This is a genomic window from Haloarcula onubensis (genome assembly GCF_031624605.1).
GTDB lineage: Archaea > Halobacteriota > Halobacteria > Halobacteriales > Haloarculaceae > Haloarcula > Haloarcula onubensis.
The window spans coordinates 65395-86025 of sequence record NZ_JAMQOS010000002.1 but is presented as its reverse complement, the minus strand read 5'-3'; the positions used below and the strand labels follow the sequence as shown (position 1 = coordinate 86025).

Genomic DNA, 20631 nt, shown 5'->3' with positions numbered 1-20631 from the left:
AATTAAGATGTCATACTGCGTCTATCAGGGTGTATGCCGGAATGCCAGAACTGTGAGAACTTCGTAACTGCCGCATACGCGCGGGTGTTCACGCCCAACGGCGTGGACAAACCACGGGTCTGCCCGCAGTGTGAGGACAAGATACGCGACGGAGCCGACATCCGCGAAGCCCGGTCGACGCGCAGATAGCGCTTCTCGGCTCCGTGACTGGGTCGGTCACGGGGCTCCGTTTCTAGCGAGTGGCCGCCAGACAGTCCCGAGCCGCGGCCAGCACCTCGTTGGCGCGGGCTTCCTCGCGGGCCTCCGCGGTCACCCGGACGAGCGGCTGGGTGCCGCTGGCGCGCAACAGGAACCACGCGTCGCCCAAATCCACCCGTACGCCGTCCAGCGTCGTCACGTCGTCGTACTCGTCGAGCACCTGCTCGCGGACCCGCTCCATCACCGCCGCCTTCTCGTCGACCTCGACGCTGTCCCGGCGGATGGGGTACGTGGGCACCGCCGCGATTCGGTCGGCGAGCGGGCGGTCGGCGTCGAGCGTCGCGATGGTACAGGCCGCCAGCGGGCCGTCCGGACAGAGCGTGTGGGCCGGCCATATCCACGCGCCGCTTGGCTCCCCGCCGAAGGCCACGTCGGGGGCCTCGGCGGCCTCGGCGACGTAGACGTCACCGACCGGCGTGTACTCGACGCCCACGTCGATGTCGGCGAGGTAGTCCGCGACCGCCAGACTCGTGTCCACGGGGACTGCGACCCGCTGGCCGGGTTCGGCGGCCGCGCGGGCAAAGAGAGCGAGCGTCACGTCGCCGGAGAGGTAGGTGCCGTCCCCGGCGACCGCCCGCATCCGGTCGGCGTCGCCGTCGTGGGCGATACCGATGTCGGCGTCGCTCTCGGCGACGAGCGTCGACAGCGACGTGCAGTTCTCGGCCTTGGGCTCGCTTGGCCGGCCCGGGAACGCGCCGTCGGGCTGGGCGTTGAGCGTCTCGACGTGACAGCCAAGCGACGTGAGCACGTCGACGGTGACGCCGCCGGCGCCGTTGCCCACGTCGACGACGACGCGGCTGTCCATCGACTCGCGGTCGAGTTCGGCCCGGATGGCCGCGGCGTGGCGGGCGCGGGCGTCCCACGTCTCTAACTCGCCGCTCCCGTCCCAGGCGGCCGGCTCGAAGGTCCCGTCTTCGAGTCGCGCTTCGATTCGCTCCTGGCCCTCGCTGTCGAAGGCCTGCCCGGAGGGCTGCCAGAGCTTCAGCCCGTTGTCCTCGGGCGGGTTGTGACTCGCCGTGACGGAGACGCCGGCGTCGGCGTCGCGCCACCCGACTGCGCGAGCGACCGTCGGCGTCGCCGCCACGCCCACGTCGACCACGTCGGTACCGCTCTCGCGCAGCCCCGCGACCAGCGCCGACTGGAGGAACTCGCCGCTCGCTCGCGGGTCCCGACCGACGACGACGCGGTCCGACTCGACGCCCAGCGCACGACCCAGCGACAGCGCCAACTCGGCCGTGACCGTCTCGCCGACCGGTCCCCTGATTCCGCTCGTTCCAAAGAGTGTCATACGCCGACCGCGCAGCCAGCGGAAAAAAGGCTACCGCTCACTCGGCCGGCGACCAGTTACAGGCCGTGCCGGTCGCCAGGTCGGCGGCGTCGACGTGGGCCGCCAGACAGCCGTAGTTGCAGAACTGACTGGCCGGGTCGCCGTCCGGTGTCGTCGAGAGGTACACCGGGTCGTGGGCCTCGACGGCACAGCCACAGTAGGTGCAGTCCATATCGTCCGTTCCGGTCGGGAGAACAAACGTTTTGTCCGCGTCCCCAGAGAGTCAGCACATGAAACAGGGCGGCTCCGACGCGGCGAAACGGGCGGCCGGCGAATCGGCGGCCGAGGCGGTCGAAGACGGGATGGTCGTCGGGCTGGGCACCGGCAGTACGACGGCCCACGCCATCAGGGCAATCGGTGGGCAGGTCGACGCCGGCATCGACGTCGTTGGCGTTCCCACCTCCTTCCAGTCGCGTGAACTGGCCCGCGAGGTCGGTATCCCGCTCTCGGACCTGGACGAGGTGTCGGTCGACCTGGCCATCGACGGAGCCGACGAGGTAGCCGACGGCGACCTGATAAAGGGCGGCGGGGCGGCCCACGCCCGCGAGAAGGTCGTCGACGCGAGCGCCGACCGCTTCCTCGTCGTCGCGGACCCGACGAAGACCGCCGACGTGCTCTCGCATCCGGTGCCCGTCGAGGTGCTTTCGGCGGCCCGGACGACGGTGGCGGCGAGCGTCCGCGACCTGGGCGGCGAGCCGACGCTCCGGCAGGCCGAGCGCAAGGACGGCCCCGTCGTCACCGACAACGGGAACCTCGTGCTGGACTGCGAGTTCGGCCCTATCGAGGCGCCGGGGGCGCTGGGCTCGGAACTGGCGGGCCTGCCGGGCGTCGTCGAACACGGGCTGTTCGTCGGGCTGGCAGACGCGGTCCACGTCGGCGGCGAAGACGGCGTGACGGTCCGAGAGCTGTAGCGAGGTCACGAAAGTGAGTGACCTCGAGGCGATGCGGTGAGCGTAGCGAACCACAGAGCGGTAGCGAGCCGCGACCACGCGGGGAACGGTGGCGCGTCGCTCTCGACGAACGACGCCGTCGCTATCGGGCGCTACCGAAAGAATACCGGGTGGAAACGACCTTACAGGTCTCGCGGCTGGACTGTCTTTCGGTCGTTCGCGTCAGCTCGGCGAGCGGCGTCGGCGAGGAGCTCCTCGACCTCGGCGTCGAGGGCATCGTAGAAGTCCGACGCAACGTTCATGTCATCGAGCTCTTCCTTCACGGCGGCTTTGACGATTAGGTCTGCCATACAGTACCTCCGTCCGAAGGGGCCGCTTATATACTTTCCCCATCTGGGTCGCTCTCGCCGGGTCTGACGGGGGTTTGAGACGCTTTCGCGCAACACCACCCATATAAATAAGGCCAATTTGACCCCTTCCGCGAGGGGGGCGGCCAAATAGTTGATATGGGAGGAGCGACGGCCCCTATCCCGGCGTCTCGCGCGCGCTGTCGGCACCAGACCGACGGATAGGAGTAGCCGGCCCCCGGAGAGGGGGTATGCGCGAGATACTGGAGGCCGTCGCGGCGGGCGAACTCACCCCCGCCGAGGCCGAGTCGGAACTGGCCGGCTACGCCACGACCGGCGCCGGACGTTTCGACGCCACACGAGAGGCCCGCTCGGGCGTCCCCGAGGCGGTGCTGGGCAGCGGCAAGACGGCCGGGGAGATAGCCGACCTGGCGACGACGGCCGTCGGGACTACGGGACGGGCCATCGTCACCCGCATCGACCCCGACGACGCGGGGACCGTCCGACGGCGACTGGCGGAGACGGCGCCCCGGGCCACCGTCCGGTGGGACGAACGCTCGCGGTGGCTCGTGGCCACTGCGCCGGATTTCGAGCGACCCGCTATCGAGGCCGGCGTCGGTATCGTCACCGCCGGGACCTCGGACGCCGTCCCCGCGGGCGAGGCGGCCATGGTGGCCAGCGAGATGGGCGCCGACGTGACCAGAATCGACGACGTGGGCGTCGCCAGCCTCGCCCGGACGGTCGACGCCGTGGACCGCCTGCGCGGGCAGGACGTCCTGGTCGTCGCCGCCGGGCGGGAGGGCGCCCTGCCAACCGTGGTCGCCGGGCTCGTCGACACGCCCGTCGTCGGCCTGCCGGTCTCGACGGGGTACGGCCACGGCGGCGAGGGGGAGGCGGCCCTCTCGGGGATGCTCCAGTCCTGTACGGCGCTGTCGGTCGTCAACGTCGACGCGGGCTTTACCGCGGGCACCCAGGCGGGGCTCATCGCTCGCCGGGTGGCGGCCGCACGAGGGGACGATGGACGCTAACCGCTGGCCCCCGAGAACTGTCAGCGCCGGAGGATACCAAACCATTTGGGTAAACGAATATAGGACTAGAACACCTCTGTTTGTATGTCGGCGGTGGTGTCGCCGACTGACACGATGCCCGAATGTAATCACTGCGGCGCGCACGTATCAGACCAGTTCGCCCGTGTGTTCGCGGACGAGTACGGACACATCAGGGCCTGCCCGAACTGCTCGGCGAACGCTGGCATCGCCGAGGTGTCGAAAGAGCGCGCCCATCAGGCGTGATACGGATGGTTGTAGTCTCGTACCGGTCTCGCCGGGAGACAGCTACAACCAGCCGTACGAGGCCCACTGGGCCGCCCGCATCGTGCGATGACCACCACGCGGAGCCCTGTCCACTACGCCTACGTACTGCGGTGTAGTGACGGCAGCTTTTACACCGGCTATACGACCGACGTGGAGCGACGGGTGCGTGAACACGACGAGGGCGAGGGCGCGAAGTACACGCGCGGCCGGACGCCCGTCGAACTCGTCCACGTCGAGCGGTTCGACTCGAAGTCCGCGGCGATGTCCCGGGAGTACGAGATAAAGCAGCTATCGCGAGCGGCGAAAGAGCGGCTCGTCGAAGACTCGGACGCTGCAGCCGCGTTCGACCCCTGAGCGAGGGGGTAGCCTTTTTCATGGGTCCCTGAGACACTTCGGATATGGACGAAGACGATGCTGCGGCGATCAGTTTCGGTACAGACGGCTGGCGAGCGACTCTGGACGTGTTCACCGAGCCACGGGTGCGAATCGTCGGGCAGGCCCTCGCGACGACGTTTCGCGACCGCGGTCACGACGACTCGGTCGTCGTCGGCTACGACGCCCGCGAGACCTCGCGCGGGTTCGCCGAGGAACTGGCCCGCGTGTTCTGTGCCAACGGGTTCGACGTGGTACTGCCGGAGCGGGACACACCGACGCCCATCGTCGCCTGGACCGCCAAGGAGGGCGGCCACGACGGCGCGCTCCAGATAACCGCGAGCCACAACCCGCCCGAGTACAACGGCGTGAAGTTCATCCCCGGCGAGGGCGCGCCGGCGCTGCCCGACCTCACCGAAGAGGTCGAGAGCAACCTCGCCGACCCCGAGAGCCTCCCCGAGGACGAACACGGCGAGGTCACCGAGCGCGACCTCGTCGCCGACTACGCCGACCACGCCATCGGGTACGTCGACGCCGACCTCGACGGACTCTCCGTGGCCTACGACGCGATGTACGGCAGCGGCCGCGGCGTCACCGACGCTCTGCTTTCCCGCGCCGGCGCCGACGTGACCGCCATGCGTGACTACCTCGACCCCGAGTTCGGCGGCGGCTCGCCCGAACCGACGGCGGAGAAGGTCGGCGACCTCATCGAAGAGGTGACCGAGGGCGACGCCGACATCGGCTTCGTCAACGACGGCGACGCCGACCGACTCGGCATCGTCACGCCCGAGCGGGGCTTCCTCGACCCGAACCTCTTCCTCGCGTCGATGTACGCCTACCTGCTCGAAACCCGCGACGGCGACGTGGTCCGGACGGTCTCGACGTCGAGCATCGTCGACCGCGTAGCCGAGGCCCACGACCAGCAGGTCCACGAGACCGCCGTCGGCTTCAAGTGGGTCGCCGAGGCAATGGCCGAACACGACGCCCTCTTCGGCGGCGAGGAGTCTGGCGGCTTCGGGCTGACCGACCACCTCCGGAACAAGGACGGCGTGATGCTGGCACTGGTCGCCGCCGCCGCCGAGTCCGAGAAATCGCTGGACGCCCGCGTCGACGACCTCATCGACGCCTACGGCGAGATTCACCAGTCCCGCATCAGCGTCTCCTGTCCCGACGACCGCAAGGAACCGGTACTGGACGACCTCGAGACCGAACTCCCCGACTCGGTCGCCGGCGTCGCCGTCGACGGCATCAACACCGTCGACGGGTTCAAGGTCCGCCTCGAAGACGGCACGTGGCTCCTGATGCGACCCTCCGGCACCGAGCCGAAACTGCGTATCTACGCCGAAGCCGGCAGCGAGGACCGCGTCGGGGAGCTGCTGGAGGCCGGTCGCGACCTGGTCGAGCCGCTGGTCTGAGTCCGCGGCCGCGTCGGGGTGCCCCGCTGGAGCGGCGAACCCGGTCGAGCCGGTGACTTAACCTGTCAGCGGGCGTTGGTTTCGTATGGACCCCGACGTCAGATTCGCCTACACCCGGGCGATGTCCCAAGCGGAGATCGAATCGCGGTTGCGCGACGTCGGCCACGGCGTCCTCTCGCTGGCCGACGGCGACGACAGCTACGCCATCCCGCTGTACCACCACTACGAGGACGGCACCTTCTTCTTCCGACTCGGCGAGACGCCCGACAACAGCAAGGGCGACTACATCGAGACCACCGAGACGGCGACCTACGTCGTCTTCGAGGCCGAGGAGACCGCCGAGGCGGCCCAGGAGCGGGGGTGGAGTGTCATCGCTCGCGGCCCCATCGAGCGGGTCCCCCGGTCGCATCCGGTCTACGACGTCCAGTACGTCAACGAGCAGTTCGCGCCCATCCGCATCTTCGACGAGGCCCACGACGAGGTCGAACTGACGCTGTACGAACTCCAGCCCGAGGTGCTCTCGGGCCGGCAGAACTGACCGTCAGGACCACTCGCCGCGCCAGCGGCGCTCGTCGTCGGTCGGTTCCACCTCGAACCCCAGCCCCCCGTAGAAGGGCTCCAAGTCGGCGTCGAATTCGGCGGTCAGGCGTTCTCGGCGCTCGCCGGCGGCCTCGACCAGCGTCGTCCCGATGCCCTGGCCCCGCCGTCGTCGCCGGACCGCGACGGCGTCGATGTGGTCACCGTCGAGGACGAGCGCCCCCAGGACGCGCTCCGGGTCGTCGTCGGCGGCGGCCACCAGCACCTCGTCGGCGGCGATGCGGTCACGGACATCGGCCGCGTCGGCCTGGAGGACCGCGCCGTCGAGGACGTTCATCACGTCCGGCAGGTCCCGGACCGTCGACTCGCGGACAGTGACCATCGCTACGCCCCGCGCGCGTCGTCGATGGCCGAAAGCAGGTCGTCGACGCTGGGCCGGTCGAACGTGGACTTGCTCCGGTAGTCCCAGACGACTGCCGGCGACTCGCGCAGGTCGACCAGTACCGCCTCGGGCATCCGGCCCAGGAAGTCGCTCCACTCGCCCAGAAAGCCAAAGCGAACGGGCTGGTCGTAGGCGTCGCCGGCCGTCGCTTCGGGGTCGGCCACGAGCGGATAGGGGAGGTCGTAGCTCGCCTGCCACTGGCGGACCTTCTCGGGCGGTTCGGGGACGATGGAGACGACCGCCGTGTCCCGCTCGGCGAACGCCTCGTAGCGGCCCGCGACGGTCTGGACCTGCTGTCGGCAGTTCGTGCAGTAGTGGTCCCGCTGGAAGAGTAGGAGGGCGAAGTCGTGGTCGGCCGAAAGCGCCGACAGCGACAGCGGGTCGGGCCCCGGCCCGACGTTCGGCAAGGAGAAGTCGGTCGCCTCGATGGACATACGCCCCATAGGCGCTCGACGGGCAAAAACGGGCGGTTACGGCGCGGTGACCAGCGGAGCGAGGGAAGCGCTATCCGCCCTTGATGAGCCGGACCACGCGGACGTGGTCGGACTCGACGGGCTGGTTCGTCGGCACCGTCCGGTCCTCGACCATCACCGACACGGCGTGGGGCGAGAGCTCCAGCGGGGCCAGCAGGTCGGCGTAGGTGGCGTCCTCGGGGACGTCGAGTTCGTGGGTGTCCTCGCCGGCCACCTCGACGGTGACGTGCATGGACGTGTGTATCGGGATTGCGGGCTTCAGTCTGTCGGCTAGGAATAGCGTGTGATGACACCAACAGTGTTTCCAGCGGGGATATTGACAGCGGTGTGGTTGACTGCGGTTGGTAGCGAAGCTCGCTGGCTGTTTGCATCTGCAGCGAGACACACGGACCAGTCACCGACAGCAATTCCTCGCTCGGCCCATTTATCCGGGCAGCCCTCCAGACTCCCGTATGGTCGTTGGAGACGTCACCACGGGAACGGAGGTACTGGTCATCGGCGGCGGTCCGGGGGGGTACGTCGCCGCCATCAGGGCGGCGCAACTGGGTCTGGATACGACGCTGGTCGAACGGGACGCCTACGGCGGGACCTGTCTGAACCACGGCTGCATCCCGTCGAAGGCGTTCATCTCGGCGGCGGACGTGGCCCACGACGCCCGCGAGGCGGAGGCGATGGGCGTCTTCGCGGACCCGGCCGTCGACATGGAAGGGATGACAAAGTGGAAAGACGGCGTGGTCACCCGGTTGACCCGTGGCGTCGAGTCGCTCTGTAAGTCGGCGGGCGTCGCCCTCGTCGAGGGGACCGCGGAGTTCGTCGACGCGGAGACGGTCCGGGTGGCCCACGGCGGCGAGGGGCAGGGCTCGGAGACCATCGCCTTCGAGCACGCCATCGTCGCCACCGGGAGCCGGCCCATCGAGGTGCCGGGCTTCGCGTTCGACGGCGAGCAGATCCTCTCCTCGCGTCAGGCGCTGGCCCTGGAGGCGGTCCCGGACGAACTGCTCGTTGTCGGCGCGGGCTACATCGGGATGGAGCTGTCGACGGTGTTCGCGAAACTGGGCGCCGAGGTCACCGTCGTGGAGATGCTGGACGACGTGTTGCCGGGCTACGAGGACGATATCGCCGAGGTGGTCCGCGAGCGCGCCGAGTCACTGGGCGTCGAGTTCGCCTTCGGCGAGGCCGCAAGCGACTGGGAGCACATCGAGGACGGCCGCATCCGCGTGGCGACGACCGACGAGGACGACGGCGTCGAGGAGTACCACGCCGAGAAGTGCCTCGTGGCGGTCGGTCGCGAACCCGTGACCGACACGCTCGGGCTCGAGAACATCGCCCTCGAACCGGACGAGAGCGGCTTCCTGGCGACCGACGAGCAGGCCCGGACCGACCTCGACGGGGTGTTCGCCGTCGGCGACGTGGCCGGCGAGCCGATGCTGGCCCACGTGGCGATGGCCGAGGGCGAAGTGGCCGCCGAGGTCGCGGCGGGCGAGCCGGCTGCGCTGTCCCACCAGGCCGTCCCGGCGGCGGTGTTCACCGACCCCGAAATCGGCACCGTCGGACTGACCGAGGCGGAAGCGAGCGAGGCCGGTTTCGACCCCGTCGTCGGCGAGATGCCCCTGCGGGCGAACGGCCGGGCGCTGACGCTGAACGAGCGCGAGGGGTTCGTCCGCGTCGTCGCCGACGCGGACACGGAGTTCCTGCTGGGCGCACAAATCGTCGGCCCCGAAGCGTCCGAACTCGTCGCCGAAGTCGGACTGGGTGTCGAACTGGGTGCCCGACTCGAAGACGTCGCCGGCACTATCCACACCCACCCGACGCTGTCGGAGGCCGTCCACGAGGCCGCCAAAGCCGCCCGCGGCGAGGCTATACACACCAGATAGTATCCACCGAGATACCACGCGAGAGAGCCTACGACGGCAGGATTCGGGCCAGACACAAAGGTTATAATCTCGCTAGAAAAAACACCGCCAGAACCGGCAACATATATGACTACCGACCCCCAGGCGGACGACCACATCGCGAGTGCCATTCTCTCGGGTAGTACGTACGAGAAAGTCCGATTCCAGCGCCACTCGTTCCTCCGGCAGCCGGTCCCGCGCACGCTGATGCTCCAGAGCGCGCTGCTCGGACTGCTCGTCGCACTGCTGCCGATGTACGGCCTGTTCCCCGAGAGCGTCGCCGGCTACCTCCCCACGACCGACCCCGCGGCCGCCTCCCCGAAGGTCCTGCTGCTCGGCGTCTTCGGCGGACTGCTCGAACTGCTGGGCGCGACGCTGCTGGTCGGGACGGCGCTGTACCGCGTCCGGCAGGGGCCGCTGACCGAGTCCCAGGCCCACACGGTACTCGACATCGAGGACTTCGCCCGCTACGTCGGCCTGGGCACCGGCGGGCTGGCCATCCTGCTGACGGTGTGTGTCTTCGCGGTGGGGCTGGGCGGCGGCGCGGCCGTCGACAGCTACGTCGGGACCGCAGGGGCCAACCCGTTCGTGGCCTCCGGCCTCGGGCTGCCGGTCGTCGCCGTCTCGCTGGTGGCGTTCGTCGCCAGCGTCGTCGTCTTCTACGCGGGCGGGTACCTCTCGGTCCGGCTCTCACAGGTCCGCCGCCGGAACTGAGTCGCCCCGACCCGGCCGCATTTGAGGCCGTGGCACGTACGCCGGAGCGATGGCCAGCGATACCTTCGACATCGGCGGCGACCTGACGGTCAACCGACTCGGCTTCGGCGCGATGCGCATCACCGGCGAGGGAATCATCGGCGAGCCCGACGACGTCGAGAACGCCCGCGACGTGCTCCGACGGGCCGTCGAGTTGGGCGTGGACTTCGTCGACACGGCCGACTCCTACGGCCCCGGCGTCTCAGAGCGGCTCGTCGGCGAGACGCTCGACGCCGAGCGAGAGGACCTCGTGGTCGCGACCAAGGGGGGCCTGCTGCGCAACACCGACGCCGACTGGCTCCCCCACGGCGACCCCGACTACCTGCGCAACGCGTATCTCTGCTCGCGGGACCGACTGGGCGTCGACACCATCGACCTCTACCAGTACCATCGGCCGGACCCCGACACCCCCTTCGAGGACTCCGTCCACGCGCTGGCGGAGCTAAAAGACGCCGGCCTCGTCCGGCACGTCGGCCTCTCGAACGTCAGCGTCGACCAGCTAGACCGGGCCCGCGACATCGTCGAGGTAGCGACGGTCCAGAACCAGTACAACATCGCGAACCGCGACGCACAGGACGTGCTCGAGGCCTGCGAGGACTACGGCATCGGCTTCATCCCGTGGTTCCCGTTGGCGGCCGGAGACCTCGACGGCGTCGCGGGTATCGACGACATCGCCGAGCGCCACGACGCCACGCCCCACCAGATTGCGCTGGCGTGGCTGCTGCAGTCCTCCGAGGTGACGCTGCCGATTCCCGGCACGGCGAGCATCGACCACCTCGAACAGAACGTCGCCGCCGCCGACATCGACCTGACCGACGAGGAACTGGCGACGCTGACCTGACGACCACCGGCCTTTTATCGCGCTACGGAGTAGCAGCCCCACATGACGACTATCACGCTCGGGCCCTCGGGAACGTACTCCCACCGGGCCGCCCGCGCCGTGGCCGACGACGGCGACATCGAGTTTGCCGAGTCGATGACCGCCATCGTCGAGGCCGTCGCCGACGGCGAGGCCGACCGCGGCGTCGTCCCCGTCGAGAACAGCATCGAGGGGTCGGTCACGGAGTCGCTGGACGCCTTCACCGACTACGACGTGGCCGTCGTCCGCGAGATAATCACCCCCATCCGTCACGCCCTGCTGGCCCAGGACGAGCGCTTCTCGCTCGTCGCCAGCCACGCCCAGGCGCTGGCCCAGTGTCGCGGGTGGCTGGAGGAACAGTACCCCGGCGTCGACGTCGAGGCCGTCGCCTCCACCGCCCGCGGCGTCGAGCGCGCCCGCGAGGACCCCGACGTGGCCGCCATCGGCCACCCGGACAACGCCGGTGACGGCCTGCAGTTGCTCGCCGAGGACATCCAGGACCAGTCATCGAACGCGACCCGCTTCGTCGCCGTCGCGCCCGCGAGCGAGCGCGCCGCGGCCGGCGGGAAGACCTCCTTTATCATCTACCCGAACGCCGACTACCCCGGCCTCCTGCTGGAGCTACTGGAGGCCTTTGCCGACCGCGACATCAACCTCACCCGCATCGAGTCCCGCCCGAGCGGCGAGCGACTGGGCGACTACGTCTTCCACATCGACGCGGCCGCCGGCCTCTACGAGGAGCGAGCCCAGAAGGCCCTGGCGGACATCGAGGAACTGGCCGAGAACGGCTGGGTCCGCCACCTCGGCTCGTACGACACCGAGACCGTCATCGACTAGACCGTCAGTCGTCGCCGGGAGCGGGGTCGCCGTCGTCGGTGACGACGACGCCGTCGTCCTGAACCTGGACGGAGCCGCGTTCCTCGAGCCGTTCCATCCACTCCGCGAACTCCTCGGACGCCATGATGCGACGTTCGTTGCCCAGCCCCACGTAGACCGTGTAGCACATCAACAGCAGGACGAACGTGAAGGGGAGCCCGGCGGTGATGGAGGCGGTCTGGAGCGCCTCTAGCCCCCCGCCGATGAGCAGGACGGCGGCGATGACGCCCTCGATGACCGCCCAGAAGATGCGCTGGGCGGCCGGCACGTCGTGTTTCCCCCCGGAGGTCAGGTGGTCGATGACGAGCGAGCCCGAGTCCGAGGAGGTGACGAAGAAGGTGACCACGAGGACGACTGTCAGCGCCGAGAGGGGGACCGCCAGCGGGAAGTACGAGAACATCTCGTAGATGGCGGTCGCGACGTCGGCGTTCACCGCGGCGACGAGCGAGCCGCCCGTCTCCAGTTCGACGAACAGCGCGGACCCGCCGAACGTGGACATCCAGAAGAACGAAAACAGCGTCGGCACGATGAGGACGCCGAGGACGAACTCCCGAACGGTCCTGCCCTTCGAGATGCGAGCGATGAACATCCCGACGAACGGCGACCAGGATATCCACCAGCCCCAGTAGAAGATAGTCCAGCCGCTCTGCCAGGTCGTCCCGCCGCCGGTCTGGCTCCAGAACGCCAGTTCCGGGAGGACGTTGATGTAGGTACCGAGGCTCGTGACGAAGTTCGCGAGGACGTACAGCGTCGGGCCGACGACGAGCATCGCGCCCAGCAGCGTCACCATGAGATAGACGTTGAACTCGCTGAGCCGCCGCACGCCGCCGTCGAGCCCGGCCGCCACCGACAGCGTCGCGATGGCCGTGATGATACCGATGAGGACCACCTGAATCCACACCGCCTGCGGGATGGTCGTCGGGAGGAACTGCCCGGAGAGCGCCGTGAGGCCGGCGTTTATCTGCTGGACGCCGATGCCGAGCGACGTCGAGAGGCCAAACAGCGTCGCGATGACCGAGAGGATGTCGATGACGTGGCCCGGCCAGCCGTAGATGCGCTCGCCCAGCAGGGGCCAGAATATCGAGCGGAACGTGAGCGGCAGGCCGCGATTGAACGAGAAGAAGGCCAGGCCGAGACCGACGAGCGCGTAAATCGCCCACGGGTGGATTCCCCAGTGGAAGAACGTGGTCGCCATCGCGGCCCCGCGGGCCGCGGCGCCCCCGCTCTGTACGTCGTGGTAGAAGGGCGGCACGGCACCGAAGTGGAATATCGGTTCGGCCACGCTGAAGAACATCAGTCCGATACCCATGCCCGCGCTGAACAGCATCGCGACCCAGGAGAAGTCCGAGAAGTCCTTCTCCGCCTCGACGCCCCCGATTCGAATCGAGCCGAACTTGCCGAGCGCGAAGTACAGGACGACGACGATGAAGACGTTCACCGAGAGGATGTAGAACCAGCCGGCGACGGCGGAAATCCCGGTCTGAATCGCGCTGAACATCCCCGCGGCCTGCGAGCGGAAGGCCAGCGTGCCCGCGATGAAGAGCGCGATGAACAGACAGGAGAGCGGGAACACCCGCGAATGGACGTCGATGCCGAAGGCCTGGACGTTCGCGTCGCCCGTCTCCCGGTCGGTGTCCGGATGGAACAGTTCGACCTGGAGCCCCTCCGACGTCTCCCCGAGGACGTCGTCGTCACCCGTTGACATCGACCCGTTCCTCCAGCGCGGGCTGCCGCCGTCTACCCGTCTCGCGTCGACTCGGGGCGCCGTTCTCGAACGCCCCCGACGCCGACGGGCGGGGATGGTGACATGCGGTGAGCGGGCGAACTGCGAGAGAGACGGTACCGTGTGCCATGGCAATTATTGTTAGTACATTGACAATAGTCTTTCGCCGGGGGAGACACCGCCGGAGCGTACAGGCCTTAAGTTCCGGGGGCGTGTAGCCCCGTCCATGAGCGACCGCGACCCACTGTCGGAGCTAGAGCGCGCCCTCGACGTGCTGGGCGACCAGTTCGGCGTCGCCGCCGGGACCGTCCCGACCGACGTCGTAGACGAGGGCGACAGCTTCGTCGTCCGGGCCGACCTCCCGGGCTACGACAGCGACGACATCGACGTCCAACTGGCAGAGGGGCGGACCCTGACAATCAGCGCCGACCACAGCGAGGAGCGCGAGACGGACGACGGCCGCTACGTCCAGCGCGAGCGCCGGCAGGAGTCCCTGTCCCGGTCGGTCAGTCTGCCGGAACCCGTCGCCGAGAGCGGGACGACCGCCGACTACGACGACGGCGTGCTCACGGTCACGCTGCCGAAGGCCACCGACGACGAGGACGGCACCTCCATCCCGGTGAACTGAGATGGCGCTCGAACCGGGTGTGTCGGTCCCCGACGTCGTGGCCAAGAACCAGCACGGCGACGTAGTCCGGCCCGACTTCGCGACGCCGACGGTGCTTTACTTCTACCCCAGAGACGACACGCCGGGCTGTACCACCGAGGCCAGGGAGTTCGAGGACGAGGCCGACCGCTACGAGAACTACGGCGTCTCGGTGTACGGCGTCTCCACCGACGGCGTCGAGAGCCACCGCGAGTTCGCCGAGAGCGAGGGGCTCTCCTTCGACCTGCTTTCCGACCCCGACGGGAACGTCGCCGAGGCGTTCGGCGTCGAACTCGCGGACGGCCACGCCCGCCGGACGACGTTCGTCATCGCACACAACACGGTCGTCGGGCTGTACGAGGGCGTCCGGCCGAGCGGCCACGCGAAAGACGTGCTCCGTGACCTCGGCGAGACCGGGTTGCTGAACCCCGAGTAGACGCCGTTCGGCCTACTCCGCGATATCGATGGCCGGGCGACCGGGTTCGGCCTTCGACGCGAGGCTGTCCTCGGCGTCGTCGGCCGACTGGACGACCACGTCGGCGCCGAACTCCCGCTCTACGAGCCACGCCGCGCGTTCCAGCGCGGCCAGTTCCCGCTCCGGGGGCAGGTGTTCGTCGATGTTGGCTCGGCCCGCCAGGCTCTTCGCGAAGTCGGCGGCGGCCTCGCCGTACCGTTGCAGGTCCTCGTTTTGCATCACGGCGGGAACGACGTTGTCGGCCTCGCGGGCTATCGAGACGACGTCGTGTTTCCATTCGGGCGCGACGACGAGCGTGATCGTCTCTGGGTCCGCGATGCCGACGGTGTCGACGATGTCGCGGGCGTCCTCGCGGGTGTTCTCGACGAGGCGGCGCTCGATGGCGTAGTCCGCGGGCGCCTCGGCGGCGGGCCAGTCGGCCTCGGCGACGAGTCCCTCGCCGTCCAGCTGTTCCCACAGCTCCTCGCCGACGTGGGGCGCGACGGGGGCCAGCAGTTTCGCGGCGGTCACCAGCCCGCGCTCGACGGTGTCCCGGTCGGGGTCGGTGGCCTCCCGGTACCGTCGCAGCAGGGAGACCAGTTCGCGCACCGCCTGCAGGGCGTGGTTGAAGCGGAAGCGCTCGTACTCCTCGGTGGCGCGAGCGGCGGTGGCGTCGATTTCGCGGGCGACGTAGTCGGCGATGTCGCCGTCGGAGCCGAACGCGATTTCGCCGTCCGCGAACTCGCCGACCAGCCGGTAGACGTTCTGCAGGAAGCTATGGGAGGACTGGACGCCCTCGGGGCTCCAGGCGAACTCCTTCTCGGGCTGGGCGGCCTCCATGATGAACAGGCGGGCGGTGTCGGCGCCGTACTCGTCGATGATGCGCTGTGGCGAGACGCCGTTGCCGCGGCTCTTTGACATCTTGTTGCCGTCCTCGCCCAGCACCATCCCCTGGTTGGTGAGGTTCATGAACGGTTCCCGGACCCCCGAAAGCAGGTCGACGTCGTCTAACACCTTCGTGAAGAAGCGGGCGTACAGCAGGTGCATCACGGCGTGTTCGATGCCACCGACGTAGCGGTCGACGGGCATCCAGTCGCTGGCCCGCTCGGTGTCGAAGGGGGCCGAATCCAGGTCGGGCGAGACGTAGCGCAGGAAGTACCACGAGGAGTCGACGAAGGTGTCCATCGTGTCGGTCTCCCGGACGGCGTCGGCCCCGCAGTCGGGGCAGTCGACGTGTTTCCACTCCTCGGCGGCGTCCAGCGGGTTCCCCGTCGTGTGGACGAACTCCGGCAGTTCGACGGGGAGCTCCTCGTCCGGGACCGGAACGTAGCCACAGTCCTCGCAGCGAATCATCGGGATGGGCGTCCCCCAGTAGCGCTGGCGGGAGATGCCCCAGTCCCGCAGGTTGTACTCGGTGCGGTGTTCGCCGTCGAACTCGTCGACGAAGCGGTCGCGGGCTTCCTCGCTCGTCAGCCCGTCGAACTCGCCGCTGCCGACCAGCAGGCCGTCCTCGGTGTAGGCCGCCTCTTGCACGTTCACGTCTTCGGGGTCGACATCGGCCTCGGGAGCGGGTTCGACGACCTGCGTGATGTCGATGTCGTGGTGCGTGGCGAACTCGTGGTCCCGGTCGTCGTGGGCCGGCACGGCGTACAGCGCGCCGGTCCCCACGTCGGTCAGGACGTAGTCGGCGACGTACACCGGAATCTCCTCGCCCGTGGCGGGGTTGGTCGCGTACTCGCCGGTAAAGACGCCCGAAGTCACGTCCAGGTCGTCCTCGTCGGCCCCCTCGGCCATCTCGACGTACTCGGCGACCTCGTCGTTGTCCTCGGCGATTTCCTGGGCCACGGGGTGGCCCGGCGCCAGCGAGAAGTAGGTCGCGCCGTAGATGGTGTCCAGCCGGGTGGTGAAGATGTCCACGTCGCCGTACTCGCCCACCTCGAAGGCGACGCTGGCGCCCTCCTGCCGGCCTATCCAGTTGCGCTGCATCTCCCGGACGTTGTTGGGCCAGCCGTCCAGGTCGTCCAGTGCCGCCAGCAGTTCCTCGGCGTAGTCCGTGATGGTCAGGAACCACTGGTCCATCTCGCGGTGCTCGATGGGCGTGTCACAGCGCCAGCAGAGTTCGGCCTCGCCCTCGACCTGCTCGTCGGCCAGCACGGTCTCACAGGAGGGACACCAGTTCAGCTCCGCCGCCTGCCGTTCGACCAGGCCGGCCTCGCGGAACTGCTTGAAGAGCCACTGGTTCCACTGGTAGTACTCCGGTTCGCAGGTCGCGATTTCGCGCTCCCAGTCGTAGCCAAAGCCCATCTCGACGAACTGGTCGCGCATCTGGTCGATACAGTTCATCGTCCAGTCCCGCGGGTTCGTATCGCGCTCCTCGGCGGCGTTCTCGGCGGGCAGGCCGAAGGAGTCCCATCCCATCGGGTGCAACACGTCCTCCCCGCGCATCCGCTCGAAGCGGGCGTAGGCGTCCGTGATAGTGTAGTTGCGGACGTGGCCCATGTGCAACTGGCCCGAGGTGTAGGGGAACATCGCCAGCACGTACTCGGGGTCGGTGGCGTCGTCGTCGATGCGGAACACGTCGGCCTCGTCCCAGGCCGACTGCCAGCGGGGCTCGACCTCGCCGTGGTCGAAGGCCCGCTCGCGCTCCTCACCAGTCGTAGTCATGATAGTGGGTCGGACACCGACGTTGCTATAGCTTTCCCTTCACGGGGCAGGGTCGCTGGAGACGGCGACTGCGACGAGCCCGAGCGGGCAGAGGCTTATATCCGCAGCGAACGTATCATCGAGTATGAGTGACAGCGACGAATCGAACGGCTCGGCGCTCCCCGAACCGCTCCGGACAGTGACGCCCCCTTCCAGAACCCACCCCGACGAGAGCATGGACGTCATCGGCTGGGCGATATTCATCGGACTGGTGGTCATCCTCACGCCGCTCATCCCCATCATCGCGGTCATCTGGCTCATCGCGAAGGCCCAGGACGCGCTGGGGCAGTCCTAGGTCCCGACAAGCGTGAAATCACTGCCCTCGCCCACCGCTCGCGCGTTCTCGTAGGCGACGTGGGCCGCAGCCACGTCCTGAATCGCCAGCCCGGTCGAGTCGAAGACGGTGATGCCGTCGCCGGGCTCGCGGCCCGGAAGCTCACCAGCGACGATACGTCCGAGTTCCCCGTAGATGTCGTCGTCCGAGAGGACCCCCTCGTGCCAGGGGACGTTGATTTCCCCCGAGTGGGTACACTGCTCGTAGTCGTCGATGACGAGTTTGGCGTCGAGTAAGGTCCGGTCGTCGTGTTCGTGCTTGCCTTCGGCGTCGGCGCCGATGGCGTTGACGTGGGTGTACTCGCCGAGCCACTCGCGCTCGACGATGGGCGACTCGACGGGCGTAATCGTCGAGAGCACGTCACACTCGGCGGCGTCGGCGAGAGAGCCCGCGCGGGCGTCGAAGCGGTCAGCGAACTGGGTGACGAACGCCTGCTGTTTCTCGTCGTTGCGGTCGGCGACGACGACCCGTTCGATGTCCCGAACGGCGGCGATGGCCTCCAGTTGCGTCGCGGCCTGGACGCCCGCCCCCACGAGGCCGAGCGAATCGGCGTCGGAACGGGCGAGGTGGTCGGTGGCGACGGCGGCCGCGGCGCCCGTCCTGAGGCGAGTCAGGTTGGTCCCGTCCATCACCGCGAGCGGGAAGGCAGTCTCGGGGTCGGAGTAGATGAGCGTCCCCAGGACGGTGGGGAGGTCGTGGTCCGCCGGGTTGTCGGGATGGACGTTGACCCACTTCACCGCCGCGGCGTCCCAGTCGCCGACGTGGACGTACGCCGGCATCGACCGGAAATCGCCGTTGTACTCGGGGAGGTCGATGTAGGATTTCGCCGGCATGATGGTGTCGCCCCGGGCGTCCGCAGCGAAGGCCGCCTCGACGGCGTCGATGACCGACGGAAGGTCGGCGCACTCGACCACGTCGTCGGGACCGAGCAACAGCGTCTGCATGGGAGGACGTGGACCGTGCTGATACTTAACTATCCGTCTGTACACGCCATCGACGATCAGCGGTCGATGAAATACACTGCGGAAAGCATCCGGCGCGCGCAGCGCGCCGGTTCTCCCGCGGCGAGCCGACTACCGCGCGGCTTTGCCGCGCGACAGGAGGCGACGCCGCGATTTTTCCCCACGTTTTTGCACGACTGAGGGCGCGAAGCGCCCGAAGGAGTTGCAAAAAGTGGTCTTACATCATACCGCCCATGCCGCCGCCCATACCGCCGGGGGCGCCACCGGGCGCGCCGCCGGGGCCGCCCTCTTCCCCGTCGCCCGAGGTGGAGAGGTCGCCCGCGGCGATGATGTCGTCGATCTTGAGCACGAGGTTCGCGGCCTCGGCAGCCGACGAGATGGCCTGGCGCTTGGCGTGGGACGGCTCGACGACGCCGGTTTCGAGGGTGTCCTCGACGTCGCCGGTGAAGACGTTCAGACCGGCGCTGACCTCGCCGTCCTCGTGGGCGGCGCGCAGGTCGACCAGCGTGTCGATGGAGTCCAGCCCGGCGTTGTTCGCGAGCGTGCGCGGGATGATTTCGAGCGCGTCGGCGAAGGCCTCGACGGCGAGCTGTTCGCGGCCCTCGACGCCGTCGGCATAGTCACGCAGGCGGGCGGCGACCTCGACCTCGGGGGCACCGCCGCCGCCCAGGACCTGGCCCTGGGTGACCGTGGCGGCGACGACGTCCAGCGCGTCCTGGACGCCGCGTTCGAGCTCGTCGACGACGTGGTCGGTCGAGCCACGCAGGAGGAGGGTGACGCCGTGGGCCTCGTCGCCGCTGCCCTCGACGTAGAACAGGCCCTCGGCCTCGTCACGCGAGACCGAGCCGTGGCCGAGGTCGTCCTCGCTCGCGGAGTCGAGGTCCGAGACGACGTTGGCGCCCAGGACCTCCTTCAGGAACTCGATGTCGGACTTCTTGGCCCGCTTGACGGCGAGGATGCCCTTCTGGGCGAGGTAGTGCTGGGCCATGTCGTCGATGTTCTTCTGGCAGAACAGGACGTCGGCGCCGGTGGCCTCGACCTTCTCGACCAGGTCCTTGAGCTGCTGTTCTTCCTTGTCGAGGAAGTTCTGGAGCTGGCTCGGGTCGTCGACGGAGAGCTGGGCGTCGACCTCGGTCTCCTCCAGTTCGATGGCGGTGTCCATCAGCATGACGTCGGCGTCGTCGACCGCGGTCGGCATCTCCTCGTGGACGGGGTCCTTGTCGATGACGGCGCCCTCGAGCAGTTCGGACTCGCCGGCGGCGCTGCCGGTCTGGGTCTCGATGTTGAGGTACTCGAGGTCGACGACGTGCTCGCCGTCCTCGGTCTCGACGGTGACGGCGTTGACCGCGTCGACGATAATCTGAGCGAGCAGCTCCTTGTTGAGCTCGGCGCCCTTGCCGGTCATCGAGGTCTCGGCGACCTTCTGGAGCAGTTCCTCGTCGTCAGGGTCGACCTCGGTCGAGATGTCCTCGATGGCGGCCTTCGCTTCGGTCGCGGCCAGGTTGAACCCCTTGATGATGGCCGTCGGGTGGATGTCCTGGTCCAGCAGGTCCTCGGCGTTTTTCAGGAGTTCCCCGGCGATGGCGACGGCGGAGGTGGTGCCGTCACCGGCCTCGTCCTCCTGGGTCTCTGCGACCTCGACGATCATCGAGGCCGTCGGGTTGTCGATGTCCATCTCCTGGAGGATGGTCACGCCGTCGTTCGTGACGGTTACGTCGCCCATCGAGGAGACGAGCATCTTGTCCATCCCCTTGGGCCCGAGTGTCGAGCGAACGGACTCGGCGACCGCCCGGGCGGCCGAGATGTTGTGTTCCTGTGCAGACTTGTCTTTCATCCGCTGGGAGTCCTCTCCCAGGATGATCATCGGCTGGCCCTGCATCTGTCGCTGGCTCATAATCAACCGATTGATTGTCTGTGGTTCTATATAAAAGTATGGGATGGCGGCCGACGGACGCGGCTCGGAGGCCACCGTATTACGCCGTCGAAACCACACCACTGCGGTCGGAAGAGCACCGTATCGTGTGAGTGTCTGTCACATAGAGTCCGAAACTGTAG

General features: G+C 68.4%; 24 protein-coding genes. 14 read left to right on the top strand and 10 right to left on the bottom strand.

The features are described 5' to 3' along the window. Window positions 1-33 precede the first annotated feature (33 nt). On the top strand, window positions 34-189 hold the full coding sequence (locus tag NDI86_RS22225) for a DUF7563 family protein (protein ID WP_419181047.1): 156 nt from the start codon (window positions 34-36) through the stop codon (window positions 187-189). A 43-nt stretch (window positions 190-232) separates the two neighbouring features. Here the strand turns inward: NDI86_RS22225 and glmM are convergent, their stop codons facing one another. Together glmM and NDI86_RS07180 are read right to left on the bottom strand one after the other, a co-directional pair. Then, a complete protein-coding gene (glmM, locus tag NDI86_RS07185; protein ID WP_310899733.1) occupies window positions 233-1546 on the bottom strand; it encodes a phosphoglucosamine mutase in 1314 nt (437 codons plus the stop codon). A 37-nt stretch (window positions 1547-1583) separates the two neighbouring features. Further along, window positions 1584-1757 (bottom strand): hypothetical protein, encoded by a 174-nt coding sequence (locus tag NDI86_RS07180; protein WP_310899732.1) that lies wholly within the window; start codon window positions 1755-1757, stop codon window positions 1584-1586. Between the two features lie 58 nt (window positions 1758-1815). Between NDI86_RS07180 and rpiA the strand changes: the two genes are divergently transcribed. Beyond that, window positions 1816-2496 carry a ribose-5-phosphate isomerase RpiA gene (rpiA, locus tag NDI86_RS07175; protein WP_310899731.1) on the top strand — a complete coding sequence of 227 codons (681 nt, stop codon included), beginning with the start codon at window positions 1816-1818 and terminating at the stop codon, window positions 2494-2496. Between the two features lie 161 nt (window positions 2497-2657). Here the strand turns inward: rpiA and NDI86_RS07170 are convergent, their stop codons facing one another. Next, window positions 2658-2825 carry a DUF1931 domain-containing protein gene (locus NDI86_RS07170; protein ID WP_220588548.1) on the bottom strand — a complete coding sequence of 56 codons (168 nt, stop codon included), beginning with the start codon at window positions 2823-2825 and terminating at the stop codon, window positions 2658-2660. A 248-nt stretch (window positions 2826-3073) separates the two neighbouring features. Between NDI86_RS07170 and larB the strand changes: the two genes are divergently transcribed. The 5 genes from larB to NDI86_RS07150 all read left to right on the top strand — a co-directional run bounded on the left by larB (window position 3074) and on the right by NDI86_RS07150 (window position 6460). Then, on the top strand, window positions 3074-3850 hold the full coding sequence (larB, locus tag NDI86_RS07165; RefSeq protein ID WP_310899730.1) for a nickel pincer cofactor biosynthesis protein LarB: 777 nt from the start codon (window positions 3074-3076) through the stop codon (window positions 3848-3850). A gap of 114 nt (window positions 3851-3964) precedes the next feature. After that, the gene (locus NDI86_RS22220; RefSeq protein WP_310921580.1) at window positions 3965-4114 is read left to right on the top strand and encodes a DUF7563 family protein; all 150 of its coding nucleotides are present in this window, start codon (window positions 3965-3967) and stop codon (window positions 4112-4114) included. Window positions 4115-4201: 87 nt separating this feature from the next. Next, entirely contained in the window at window positions 4202-4489 is a 288-nt protein-coding gene (locus tag NDI86_RS07160) for a GIY-YIG nuclease family protein (RefSeq protein ID WP_310899729.1), read from the top strand. A 44-nt stretch (window positions 4490-4533) separates the two neighbouring features. Next, window positions 4534-5922 (top strand): phosphohexomutase domain-containing protein, encoded by a 1389-nt coding sequence (locus NDI86_RS07155; protein ID WP_310899728.1) that lies wholly within the window; start codon window positions 4534-4536, stop codon window positions 5920-5922. A gap of 85 nt (window positions 5923-6007) precedes the next feature. After that, window positions 6008-6460, top strand: coding sequence for a pyridoxamine 5'-phosphate oxidase family protein (locus tag NDI86_RS07150; protein WP_310899727.1), 453 nt, complete (start codon window positions 6008-6010; stop codon window positions 6458-6460). 3 nt (window positions 6461-6463) lie between these two features. Here the strand turns inward: NDI86_RS07150 and NDI86_RS07145 are convergent, their stop codons facing one another. From NDI86_RS07145 to samp2, 3 genes are all read right to left on the bottom strand, one after another. Next, window positions 6464-6841, bottom strand: a complete 378-nt coding sequence (locus NDI86_RS07145; protein WP_310899726.1) for a GNAT family N-acetyltransferase — start codon at window positions 6839-6841, stop codon at window positions 6464-6466. Window positions 6842-6843: 2 nt separating this feature from the next. Beyond that, on the bottom strand, window positions 6844-7335 hold the full coding sequence (locus tag NDI86_RS07140; protein WP_310899725.1) for a peroxiredoxin family protein: 492 nt from the start codon (window positions 7333-7335) through the stop codon (window positions 6844-6846). Window positions 7336-7405: 70 nt separating this feature from the next. After that, complete coding sequence (samp2, locus tag NDI86_RS07135) at window positions 7406-7606, bottom strand: ubiquitin-like small modifier protein SAMP2 (protein WP_310899724.1); 201 nt, start codon at window positions 7604-7606, stop codon at window positions 7406-7408. 220 nt (window positions 7607-7826) lie between these two features. Between samp2 and lpdA the strand changes: the two genes are divergently transcribed. From lpdA to pheA, 4 genes are all read left to right on the top strand, one after another. After that, window positions 7827-9248 carry a dihydrolipoyl dehydrogenase gene (gene lpdA / locus NDI86_RS07130; protein WP_310899723.1) on the top strand — a complete coding sequence of 474 codons (1422 nt, stop codon included), beginning with the start codon at window positions 7827-7829 and terminating at the stop codon, window positions 9246-9248. A 105-nt stretch (window positions 9249-9353) separates the two neighbouring features. Continuing rightward, complete coding sequence (locus NDI86_RS07125; protein ID WP_310899722.1) at window positions 9354-9980, top strand: hypothetical protein; 627 nt, start codon at window positions 9354-9356, stop codon at window positions 9978-9980. Between the two features lie 49 nt (window positions 9981-10029). Then, on the top strand, window positions 10030-10860 hold the full coding sequence (locus tag NDI86_RS07120) for an aldo/keto reductase (RefSeq protein ID WP_310899721.1): 831 nt from the start codon (window positions 10030-10032) through the stop codon (window positions 10858-10860). 42 nt (window positions 10861-10902) lie between these two features. After that, window positions 10903-11715, top strand: a complete 813-nt coding sequence (gene pheA, locus NDI86_RS07115) for a prephenate dehydratase (protein ID WP_310899720.1) — start codon at window positions 10903-10905, stop codon at window positions 11713-11715. Between the two features lie 4 nt (window positions 11716-11719). Here pheA and NDI86_RS07110 read toward each other — a convergent pair whose 3' ends face one another. Beyond that, complete coding sequence (locus tag NDI86_RS07110) at window positions 11720-13459, bottom strand: BCCT family transporter (RefSeq protein WP_310899719.1); 1740 nt, start codon at window positions 13457-13459, stop codon at window positions 11720-11722. 244 nt (window positions 13460-13703) lie between these two features. On the opposite strand from NDI86_RS07110, the gene NDI86_RS07105 reads away from it, so the two are divergent. Together NDI86_RS07105 and NDI86_RS07100 are read left to right on the top strand one after the other, a co-directional pair. Then, window positions 13704-14105 carry an Hsp20/alpha crystallin family protein gene (locus NDI86_RS07105; protein ID WP_310899718.1) on the top strand — a complete coding sequence of 134 codons (402 nt, stop codon included), beginning with the start codon at window positions 13704-13706 and terminating at the stop codon, window positions 14103-14105. Window position 14106: 1 nt separating this feature from the next. Further along, window positions 14107-14559, top strand: a complete 453-nt coding sequence (locus NDI86_RS07100) for a peroxiredoxin (RefSeq protein ID WP_310899717.1) — start codon at window positions 14107-14109, stop codon at window positions 14557-14559. 12 nt (window positions 14560-14571) lie between these two features. Here NDI86_RS07100 and leuS read toward each other — a convergent pair whose 3' ends face one another. After that, window positions 14572-17241, bottom strand: a complete 2670-nt coding sequence (gene leuS, locus NDI86_RS07095; RefSeq protein ID WP_310899716.1) for a leucine--tRNA ligase — start codon at window positions 17239-17241, stop codon at window positions 14572-14574. A gap of 124 nt (window positions 17242-17365) precedes the next feature. On the opposite strand from leuS, the gene NDI86_RS07090 reads away from it, so the two are divergent. Continuing rightward, window positions 17366-17575 carry a DUF7535 family protein gene (locus NDI86_RS07090; RefSeq protein WP_310899715.1) on the top strand — a complete coding sequence of 70 codons (210 nt, stop codon included), beginning with the start codon at window positions 17366-17368 and terminating at the stop codon, window positions 17573-17575. Here the strand turns inward: NDI86_RS07090 and NDI86_RS07085 are convergent. Continuing rightward, complete coding sequence (locus tag NDI86_RS07085; protein WP_310899714.1) at window positions 17572-18558, bottom strand: ornithine cyclodeaminase family protein; 987 nt, start codon at window positions 18556-18558, stop codon at window positions 17572-17574. The two genes, NDI86_RS07090 and NDI86_RS07085, sit on opposite strands and share 4 nt — an antisense overlap. Window positions 18559-18793: 235 nt before the next feature. Next, window positions 18794-20470 (bottom strand): thermosome subunit beta, encoded by a 1677-nt coding sequence (gene thsB, locus NDI86_RS07080; protein WP_417936249.1) that lies wholly within the window; start codon window positions 20468-20470, stop codon window positions 18794-18796. Window positions 20471-20631: the final 161 nt, after the last annotated feature.